Genomic DNA, 9781 nt, shown 5'->3' with positions numbered 1-9781 from the left:
CCTGACGATGCTGCTCGCGCCACCTTCGGCAATCCGTGCGCCGGACATCCTCGCCCGCCACGTGCTCGAAAACTTTCACCCGCTGGCCATTGCCCGCGTTTTGTCTTCGCGAGAATCCTTCAGGGAACTGGCGCGGCAGGTGTTGCTGGATTCGCGCTTCCCGCTTTTTCCCATCTCTCCGAAAAACGACCCGGCCACCGTTGCCACTGAGCAATGGTTTCGCGATGCGGCACTGAACGCGGTTGAAAAGTACATGGCTGGCGCGGGCCTCCGTCCGGGCGACCTGACTGCGCCGCCCAAACCTGCCGAACCTTCAAACCGGTCTTATTGTGCGCGCTGCGGGGCGCAGTTCGTCGTGACCGGGGGAACCTGCGCGGATTGCGGCGGACGGCCGCTCAGGCCTTTTGCGCAAAAAGCGCCCGCTTGAGATTTTTCGGGACCACGTTATTTTGCGCCATGCCGATTTATGAATTTCATTGCGGGAAGTGCGAACAGGACAGCGAAATCCTCGTGCGTTCCAGCGACTGGGAAGGCACCGTTTGTCCGCACTGCGGCTCCACGAGGCTGACGAAGAAACTCTCCGTGTTCGCTTCCAATGTGGCGGGTGAAGCCGTCGCACCCACCTGCACCGGTCAGCCGCGTTCCTGCGGCGTGTGCGGCACGGGTAAGCCGCATTCGCACTGACGATTTGCGAGACGCCGCTCCTGCTGTGGTGTTATCTTCTGCTCTTCAGAAAGGGGCGGAACAGCAGCGCGCGTCCCTCCGGTCCCGGTCTGTCAGTCACAAACCTCCTGCGCCGTTACTTTCCTCAAATCTTCGACCAGCCAGTCCGGTCGATGGGGCTTTAACTCATCGTGCGTCGCGCCGCCGGTCGCCACGGCGAGCATTCGCGCGTCAATGGCGCGGGCGCACTCAATGTCGCGGGGTGTGTCGCCGATCACAAGGATTTGGTTGCCTTGCAGAGGGCCGTTCAGCAACCGGCTGCCGCGGCGCCGGGCCACGGCGGCAATCTGGTTGCGGTCCTCATGGTCGTCGGCAAATCCGCCGGTCTGGAAGACCTCCCAGAGCTCGAAATGGCGGAGCTTGATTTCCGCGCCGAGTCGGATGTTGCCGGTCAGAAGACCTGTCGCCGGCGGTTCGGACAGCGCGTGGAGTTGGTGGATGAATTCCCATACGCCTTGAACCACGGCGCCGCGTGTCTGTGTCAGCAGGTGATCGAGCCAGAAAACGTAGGAGTCGAAAAAACGGCGGAAGTTCCCGGGCGAGGTCTCGACGCCGTGTTGGAGGAACATTTCGCGGGCGATACCGGTGTCAGTGCGCCCGGAGAATTTGATCTGCGCGGCGCCGTTGGCAATCCCGAACTCAGTTTCAAATGCGCGCCCGAACGCGCTGACACCCGCGCCACCGGTGCGGATCAGCGTGCCGTCAATGTCAAACAGTACGAGGCGAACCACGCGGAAGGCTAGGCGGCCGCGCCATTAAAATGCAATCCGGAGTTTTGATTTGTCAATATGTTCACACTCTCTCTGCTTGATGACAGAAGGAGAATTCGGTATCCAACAGGCCATGGAGTCCAGGGAAGCGCTGGTCGCGTTGAACATGATCGAGCACGTCGGGCCGGTTCGCGTGCGGCAATTGCTGGAACACTTCGGCGACGCGCCGGCCGTCCTCCATGCCTCCAAACTGCGCCTGCTCCAGGTGCGCGGTATTGGAGAGGAAACCGCCGAGGCCATCGCGAATTGGGAAAAGTCGGTGGATCTCGACGGTGAAGTGAAACGCATCCAGGAATCCGGATGCCACATTCTCACGCAGACAGACGACGAATATCCCGAGTTGCTCCGGCAGATTTATGACCCGCCCATCGTGCTTTACGTAAAAGGCGGGCTCACTGCGAAGGACAAGAATGCCGTGGCGATGGTCGGCTCGCGTCTGACGACGCACTACGGCCTGGAGACGGCGCGCAAACTGGCCTATCAACTCGCCTATGTGGGGGTAACGGTCGTGAGCGGCGGAGCACGCGGCATCGACACCGCGGCCCATCAAGGCGCATTGAGCGCAAAAGGCCGGACCATTGCCGTCATGGGCACGGGCATCAACATCATTTTCCCCCCGGAGAACCGGGAGTTGTTTGAACGGATCGCGACCAACGGCGCGGTCATCACCCAGTTTCCGTTCAATCGCAAGGCGGACAAACAGTCATTTCCGATTCGTAATCGCATCGTCGCAGGCATGACGCTTGGCACGGTGGTGGTCGAGGCCAACCTTACCAGCGGGGCGCTCATCACTGCGGGTATGGCGATTGACAACGGCCGGCAGCTGTTTGCCGTGCCGGGGCGGATTGATTCGCCGCAAAGCAAGGGCTGCCATGATTTGATCAAGAAGGGCGCGAAACTGTGCGAGGGCGCGGAGGATGTCTTGAGCGAGTTCGAGTATTTGTTTCCGGCGAGCAATCGCCCGCCATCGCCGGCGGAAAGCGGCACGCTGCCCGCGCTCAATCTGTCCGGGAACGAGCAGAAGGTTTACGATGCCTTGAGCAACGAGGAAATGACAATGGACGAGGTGATTCGGTGCAGCGGATTGCCCGCCTCAGCTGTTTCCGTGGCCTTGCTCGGCCTGGAGATGAAGCGGGTGGTCAGGCAGCTTCCCGGAAAGCTTTTTGTCCGAAATGCGTAGCTGACGACAAAGAGACCGGTTGATGGGTCCGGGACATGCTTCCTGATTCGTGGAATCACCCGCCAGCGGCGAGAACGTGCCGCACAGCAAAAGGTGAATCTCCTGCCGCGAACCGGAGAATAATCACGGGCGGCGATTCTCGAACAATCATTTTGACGCCTTGTCCATGTTGGGGTAACTACGACGTTCGGCATCAACACAAACCACGAGAAAAATATGAGCACTACTGGAACCGGATCGAAAAACGTCCTGAACTCGGATGTTGAAATCAAAGGCAATCTCAAATTTTCGGGTGAACTCACGTTCGAGGGCAAACTCGACGGGGAAATCAACACGGACGGCACCTTGAACCTCGGTGATGGCGCGGTCGTCAACGGTAACATCAACGCCACGAACGTCGTGGTGCGAGGTAAAGTCAACGGCAACATCATCGCGAAGGAGAAAATTGACATCAAGGCGAAGACTGAATTGTTTGGCGACATCCGCTCGTCCAAGCTGGCCATCGAGGAGGGCGTCACGTTCGTGGGCAAGACCGAAGTCAATCCGAACAAGGTTTCGCCCACCGCTCCGCCGCGTCCGAACGAGGCGCCGAAGATTCCCGAGCCTGCCAGACTGGGCGGACGTTGACGTGTCGCTGGCGGCCGTTTTGGTCGAGCGTTGAATGCCAGCGAAGAAACAGGCCAAGGTTTTGGTGACCTGCCCGCGTTGCGGTCACCAGCAGCCGGAGGCGCGCGCCGCGATCTCCACAGCCTGCAAAGAATGCGGTCAATATATCCGCGTCCAGGAGGTCCTCAAGCCCGCGGTGAAGGCGGCTGCGCGGCCGAGGGAGGTGAGGAAGCTGGCGTGCTTCGAGTGCGGCACCGACCTCGAGGTGGCGGCCAGTGCGCAATCCACGATGTGCAAACGCTGCAGCGCACACATTGACCTGCGCGATTATCGCATTTCCAACGCGGTTTCAAAAAACTTCAAGACCAAGGGCGAATTTGTCATCGAACCGAAAGGCTACGTCTTCAATACCGAAGCCGTGGTCGGCGACGCGATCATCCGCGGAAAATTTCTGGGCAAACTGGTGGCCGAGCGGTCGCTGACGATTTACTCGACCGCGGACATCAAGGGGATTTTTAAAACCGGGCGGCTCATCATTCCCGCGGAAAACCATTTCCGCTGGAAAGAGGAACTCGCTGTGGGAGGGGCGGAAATTGCGGGTGAACTGGCCGCGAATCTGCGCGCTGCCGGCGCCGTCGTGCTGCGCGCCGCCGGCCGTTTGTTCGGCAACGTGGAGGCGGGCGATCTGGTTGTCGAGGAAGGCGCGGTGATGGTGGGGCAGGCGAAGATCGGCGTGCCGAAGCCGCTTGCTCCGGAAGTTTCCAATCCGGCAAAAAAAAGCCCGCCGAAAAGATCCGGCGGGTGAGTCAAAAAGCGGGGTTAGAGCGAAGCGACGATCTTCGCACGCTCATGGTGATATTCCGCAGGTGTGATCCTGTCCGCCTTGTAGAGTTCGGTCAGCTCGTTCAAACGGGCCAATCCGACTTTGTTGGACGATTGGAACATGACCGGTGACGCGCCGACAGCCGGCGTTGCGCGCGCCGCGGAAACCACCGGAGCCGAAGACGTGGTCGCCTCTTCATGCGAGATGATTCCTCTCGACTCGGCGATCTTTAGTCGCAGGATGCGGGTCTGTTCCGTCGTGTCCGGCGTGACGCCCGCTTTCAATTCGGCTTCGTTCTGATTCAGGGCCGCCTGCGCCGCGGCTTGCGCGCCGGGGGCGGGCTGCTCTACCTGGGCGGGCGCTTGCGCGCGGCTCTCGGCGATCTTCATTCGCAAAACTTCTCGCGCTTTGGCGTCCAGTTCAGGTGTCAGCGTCGGCGCCGGCGTGGAAGGAACACTGTCGATTTTCTCCGCTACCTTGACCTCGGCCGTTTTTTCAGGTGGAGGCTGGCTGACGACGGGAGCTGGCCTCACCTGCACCACGGCCGGTTTTGCCTGAACTGTCACGGCTTTTTTCGGCGGGGCTGGCTTCGGTTGCACCGCCACGGTCTTTTGTGGCTCAACAGGCTTGGGTTGGACCGTTACGGCTATCTGCGGTTCCGCCGGTTTGGGCGCGGGCGCCGGTTTGGCCTTGACCACGGGCGCTGGACTCACGGGGGGCGCCGCGGCTGGTTGGGGTGCCGAATTCAGTTCAGCAATCTTTTGCCGAAGGATTTGCTGGGCGTCGGCGGTCGTTTCCGGACGGCTCGCAGTCCCCGCGCGCAATTCGTTCAGCTTCTGTTGCAGCGCCTGTTCGGCCTTGCTCTGGGCTTCCGTGTTGGGGGCGGGCGCCGCAGGTTTCTGTCCGTTGGCCGCCTGATGGAGCTTCTCGTCCAGGATTTTCTGCGCCTTGGCCCGGGCTTCGGGACTCAACGATCCCGGTGGCGTGGAGGCGGGAGCAGAAGAGGGATTATTCAATTCCGCGATTTTTTGCCTCAAAATCTGTTGCGCTTTTGTTGAGTTGTCGGACGACGACTGCTGACTGTAAACCAGCGTCAAGCCGAGACCGGCGCCTGCCAGAAGGAATACGGGCTTGGAGATTTTCATGCCGGAAATCTAATCGAGAGGTGCCTCCAAATCAACCTTATTTCCAACGTCATTCCGGCCACCAAACAGCCGCCCCCACGCTGACGCCCACGGATAATAAAGGATCGTGCGAACCAGGATTTTCCGCACCTCGGCGCGAGGGACTTTGACGTGAAGTTCAGGGGCGAGAACATTGCCGGCGCGCAGCTTCTCTGCGGTCCGGTTGCCGATCAGGAGCGGCCAGGCGCAGGCCAGGCGCACACGCGCGTGCGAGCGGGGAAGCGCCAGGGTGTAATCCCATCCTGCAGCCAGGTGCGCGCCGGCCCGTTGCAAATAAATGTCGTAAAGCGGTCGCAGCCTCGGTCCGTTAACCGGCTCCAGTAAATCGAACGGCGCCAGCCCGATTGCCCACAGCCGGTCGCCGGGAAGGTAACAGCGGCCCTGGCGCAGATCACGCGGCAGATCGCGCAGAATGTTCACCAGTTGAAGCCCTTTGCCGAATCGGATGCCGTTCGCGAGCAGAAACGCGTCGTCAAGCGGTGCTTCGGGGAACAAATGGACGCGGCACATCCTCGTCCAGAATTCGCCGACACAACCCGCCACGCGATAAGTATAGTCCTCCAATTCATCGTCGGTGTTCAACGCAATGATTCGCTCCCGCGACGCATCGGCAAAACGATTCAAATCCAGTTCCTGTCCGCTCGTGATCACCGCGAGAACGTCGCGCAGCAGGCGCAGGTCGTCCGCCGAAAGCCGTTCGAGGAGCGTCAGCGATTCCTCCACGCGCTGGAGCAGGCTCCATTCGGCTGGCAGGCTCTGATGTTGCGCGAATGCGCCCAGGTCGAGCGGGCCGGATGAGCTGCCCAGAATCCTTTCGCGCAGCGTCTGCAGCGCCTGGAGCCGTTCGCCGACGGGAATGATCTGCGTGTCAGCGATGGTGTCGGTTGTTCGGGCAAGCAGATAGGCAAGGCCGATCTGCGGTCGGACGCCGGCCGGAAGCACGCGCAGCGTCAGATAGAACGAGCGTGAAACCTGCTTGAGCAAATCCGTCAGCAGACCTGACGCCGGATCTCCCATGCTAGGCGCCCAGGATTTTTCGCCAGCGGACGAGTTGCCTGCGCACTTCCCGTGTTCCCGGCGCGCCGGTCGTGTTGCGCCGCGCCATGGCGGTTTTCAGATTGAAGACATGGCTCGCGTCTGCCTCGAAGTTTTTGTCGGCGGCCCGCAGATCCTCCAGCGTCAGCCGGTTCAACGGCCTCCCCGTTTTCTCTGCCAGCGCGACCACCGCGCCGACCGCATGATGCGCCTGCCGGAACGGCACGCCCTTGCCCACGAGATAATCCGCGAGGTCCGTGGCCAGCAAAGCCGGGTCGCCAGCCGCACCGTTGCAAACGGCTGCGTTCACCCCGGTGTGCGCGAGCATCGCCGTCATCAGCCGCGCCGTCGCGCGCACCGTGTCGGCGCTGTCGAACAGCCGTTCCTTGTCTTCCTGCAAATCGCGATTGTAAGCCATTGGCAGGCCCTTCAACAGGGTCAGCAACGACACAAGGTTGCCGATGACGCGACCGGATTTGCCCCGCGCCAGCTCGGCGATGTCGGGGTTTTTCTTCTGCGGCATCAGCGAGGAGCCGGTCGTGTAAGCGTCGGCAATTCTGATGAATTTGAATTCCGAACTCGCCCACAGGATCAGATCCTCCGCCAGCCGCGAAAGGTGAACGGCCAGCAGTGCGGCGTCGGCACAGAATTCGATTGCGAAATCCCGGTCACTTACCGCGTCCATTGAGTTTTGCGTGAGTTGCGGCCGGTCTTTGGCGTCAACGAAACCCAGCAGTCTCGCGACGAGTTCGCGGTCGAGCGGCAGGGTGGAACCGGCAATGGCGCCGCTGCCAAGCGGACAGACATTCACCCGCTTGAAGCAATCCTTGAGGCGCTCCCGGTCCCGCTCCAGCATTTCCACGTAGGCCAGTAAATGATGCGCCAGATAAACCGGCTGCGCGCGTTGCAGATGCGTGTAGCCGGGGATCAGCACGTCCTCGTTTTGTTCACCGAGTTGAACCAGCGCGCCCTGAAGGCCGCGGATTTCACGCGCCAGCTCGACTATTTCGTCGCGCAGCCACATCCGCATGTCGAGCGTCACCTGATCGTTCCTTGAGCGGGCGGTATGGAGTTTTGCCCCTGCCGGCACGCGCCGCGTCAACTCGGCTTCGATGTTCATGTGGACGTCCTCAAGGTCAGGACGCCACTGGAATTTGCCGCCGGCGATTTCCTGGCCGATGTCATCGAGGCCCTTCACGATGGCCATCTGCTCCTCTTTGGTCAGGACGCCGATTTTCCTGAGCATCGTGGCATGGGCGATGGAACCGAGGATGTCTTGGCGCCAAAGCCGCCAGTCGAAGGAAATGGATTCGGTAAACCGGGCAACATCCGCGCTCGGGTCACCGAGAAACCTCCCGCTTCGGGACACTGGAGAACGCTTCTTCATGCCATTAAACGCGCATGAATCTGCTGCCAACGTCCCTGAAAGTCACGCGGGAAAGGCGGACGCTCTCGATTTCATCGGCTTCTCACTTCGTTTCGACGTACCGGCCGCCCAATCCTTTCCATACGCGCACGCCGCTCTGGTTCAATTCCAGTCCGTGTAGAGCTTGATCACGGTGTGATCGCCCACAGACCAGATTTCGACATGGAGCCAGTCCCCTTTCGGTGAGCTGCAACTTAGCATTTCAATCGGCTTGGCTTCATTCACCCATGTTCGCTTTAGCCCTCCGAGTTCCTTGTTTCCAGGGACGAAGGTTGCCGTGTTTTCTGGCCAAACGTTCCAACCGTTGAGGCATGGGTCGCCCGCGCCAGTCTTTGCGGGTGGATTCCGCGATTTGATTTTGAGTTGAGCAAGGAACTTCTGAACTTCGTTCTGATCAAGCTCAAACAAAGATAAAACACTGTGATCAACAAAGCGCACGATGCGCCTCTGCTGGCAGTTACGCGCCGACTGAGGCAACTTCAGTCCGTGGGCGTCCTCCACAGCGCTTCTGTCGACCAGAGGAGCGTTTCCATCAGAGGGCTGTGTGCATGAAGCGGCCAGGGCAAAAATAATCGAGACCGCGACAGGCACTCCGCACCATGTTGGGCTTCTTGCACTCACAATTGTCGTTGTCAGCCAGGGCCGCTACGAAATCTCTTCTTCCTTTTGTGTGGGACAGGCGTGCTATGGGCGCGCAAAAGGTCTATTTGCGCACGAAGCGCTGAGGCGGTTCGGGTGGAGTCTGGATTACAAGCTGATCATCTTCCAGCCAGACCGAAACCGGCTCGCCCTTGTTGATGGCGGCCGAGATCAGTTGGCTGCCCCTCAACCGATAGTTGCCCTTGCTCACGATGCTCTGTCCGCCCGCAACGGGTTTCATTTTGAACTCGATGTCAGATGCGCTGGGGAAGGTGATTTCGAGAACGGATGCTCCCCATTCGGTCTGGACTGTGCCGGTCTTCCACCTTCCCAAGAGATCACCTGTGGTCGGTTGCGTTTTCTTCGCCATACATCCAATTAACACGCTTAGAATAATGACCCCAACGCCATCAGAGATGGGTTTCATGCTCATGGGTCGCGGCTGAGCCAGCGCCCGGTCGCAGGATTGTAAAAGGCGAACGCGTTGTGACAGACGAACAGCCCGCACAGCGCAAGAAGCTGCCGCAAACCGAAAGTGCTTTTCGTTTTCATGCGTCGTGACCTGTTGTTCGATCCAAGTTCACTTCAAATCTTCCGTTCATCGCCCGCCGGCTTACTGATCCCAATTCAACAGCCCGTCCACCAAATCGAGGCAAGGCCAGTAGTATCATTAGTAACGCGATTGCTATGGTCGGCGTGCAGAGTCCAAATAGTCCCAAACGGTCCGAAAGTTCCTTAGCTCGGGGCGATTTGTCGCAAGTAGCGCCTTGGCTTTATCGACGTCTGTTTCGTAGATCATGACATCAAAGGCCAGCGTTCCTTCGATAAAGCAAGGAACACCATTCGACGCAAGGTATTGACGCACGGCCTGGTGGGATTGAACGTCTGCGCCGTCGATAACCCCAATCGACAAGAGCGCCGGCTTACCGTCTCCCATCGATCGTCGTATCATCTCAAGCTTCCTTTGGCTTGGTCCCGGCTGTCGAGACTGCTTCTTATCATCGCAGCCAGAAAGGGAAGCCATTGCAGCGATTGCAACAGCGATCATGCATAACGTTCGATTCATTCCTGGAAGATGCAAATTCTGTTCATCTCTGTTTGGGCGCCAAACTTCTTTCGGGCAGCTTATTCGTCGATTGCGGAAATTGTCTGCGCGGTGATGGCGGTCCCATCCCACTCGAGCACTTGATGGAATCCTAATAAGACGCGTGATCGGTAAGCGTGCTCCAAGCAACATGATGGATTCGTCAATACTGACCTGACCCCGTTGGTGGGACACTTCATAACTGAAGTTCTGCCGGTTTGTTGTTCGTTCGGTTTCTATTCTTCGCGATGCTGGACGGAAGGAGGCCGTAGGCCGACTGGAGTCCGGCATCGCTCGCGCTTCGCGCATAC

General features: G+C 59.5%; 13 protein-coding genes. 5 read left to right on the top strand and 8 right to left on the bottom strand.

What is annotated here, in order from left to right; translation table 11 throughout:
* Together VN887_05980 and VN887_05975 are read left to right on the top strand one after the other, a co-directional pair.
* Positions 1-427: hypothetical protein (locus VN887_05980; GenBank protein ID HXT39554.1), on the top strand; the 427-nt coding region annotated here is incomplete at its 5' end.
* Positions 428-456: 29 nt separating this feature from the next.
* Entirely contained in the window at positions 457-684 is a 228-nt protein-coding gene (locus VN887_05975; protein HXT39553.1) for a zinc ribbon domain-containing protein, read from the top strand.
* 92 nt (positions 685-776) lie between these two features.
* On the opposite strand, the gene VN887_05970 is transcribed toward VN887_05975, so the two are convergent.
* Positions 777-1454 (bottom strand): HAD hydrolase-like protein, encoded by a 678-nt coding sequence (locus VN887_05970; protein ID HXT39552.1) that lies wholly within the window; start codon positions 1452-1454, stop codon positions 777-779.
* 112 nt (positions 1455-1566) lie between these two features.
* On the opposite strand from VN887_05970, the gene dprA reads away from it, so the two are divergent.
* From dprA to VN887_05955, 3 genes are all read left to right on the top strand, one after another.
* On the top strand, positions 1567-2673 hold the full coding sequence (dprA, locus tag VN887_05965) for a DNA-processing protein DprA (GenBank protein HXT39551.1): 1107 nt from the start codon (positions 1567-1569) through the stop codon (positions 2671-2673).
* A gap of 216 nt (positions 2674-2889) precedes the next feature.
* The gene (locus tag VN887_05960; protein HXT39550.1) at positions 2890-3300 is read left to right on the top strand and encodes a polymer-forming cytoskeletal protein; all 411 of its coding nucleotides are present in this window, start codon (positions 2890-2892) and stop codon (positions 3298-3300) included.
* 34 nt (positions 3301-3334) lie between these two features.
* The gene (locus VN887_05955) at positions 3335-4084 is read left to right on the top strand and encodes a polymer-forming cytoskeletal protein (GenBank protein HXT39549.1); all 750 of its coding nucleotides are present in this window, start codon (positions 3335-3337) and stop codon (positions 4082-4084) included.
* Between the two features lie 14 nt (positions 4085-4098).
* Here VN887_05955 and VN887_05950 read toward each other — a convergent pair whose 3' ends face one another.
* The 7 genes from VN887_05950 to VN887_05920 all read right to left on the bottom strand — a co-directional run.
* A complete protein-coding gene (locus tag VN887_05950) occupies positions 4099-5247 on the bottom strand; it encodes a hypothetical protein (GenBank protein HXT39548.1) in 1149 nt (382 codons plus the stop codon).
* 9 nt (positions 5248-5256) lie between these two features.
* Positions 5257-6303: a phytoene/squalene synthase family protein gene (locus VN887_05945; GenBank protein HXT39547.1), complete on the bottom strand. Its 1047-nt coding sequence runs from the start codon at positions 6301-6303 to the stop codon at positions 5257-5259.
* 1 nt (position 6304) lies between these two features.
* Entirely contained in the window at positions 6305-7708 is a 1404-nt protein-coding gene (gene argH / locus VN887_05940) for an argininosuccinate lyase (protein ID HXT39546.1), read from the bottom strand.
* A gap of 141 nt (positions 7709-7849) precedes the next feature.
* Positions 7850-8338, bottom strand: a complete 489-nt coding sequence (locus VN887_05935; protein ID HXT39545.1) for a hypothetical protein — start codon at positions 8336-8338, stop codon at positions 7850-7852.
* 112 nt (positions 8339-8450) lie between these two features.
* Positions 8451-8756 (bottom strand): hypothetical protein, encoded by a 306-nt coding sequence (locus VN887_05930; GenBank protein HXT39544.1) that lies wholly within the window; start codon positions 8754-8756, stop codon positions 8451-8453.
* Between the two features lie 59 nt (positions 8757-8815).
* The gene (locus tag VN887_05925) at positions 8816-8938 is read right to left on the bottom strand and encodes a hypothetical protein (protein HXT39543.1); all 123 of its coding nucleotides are present in this window, start codon (positions 8936-8938) and stop codon (positions 8816-8818) included.
* Positions 8939-9071: 133 nt separating this feature from the next.
* Positions 9072-9781: hypothetical protein (locus VN887_05920; GenBank protein HXT39542.1), on the bottom strand; the 710-nt coding region annotated here is incomplete at its 5' end.

This window comes from Candidatus Angelobacter sp. (genome assembly GCA_035607015.1).
In the GTDB taxonomy this organism is placed as follows: Bacteria; Verrucomicrobiota; Verrucomicrobiia; order Limisphaerales; family AV2; genus AV2.
The sequence above is the reverse complement of the archived record's forward strand: the minus strand, read 5'-3'. Positions and strand labels throughout refer to the sequence as shown.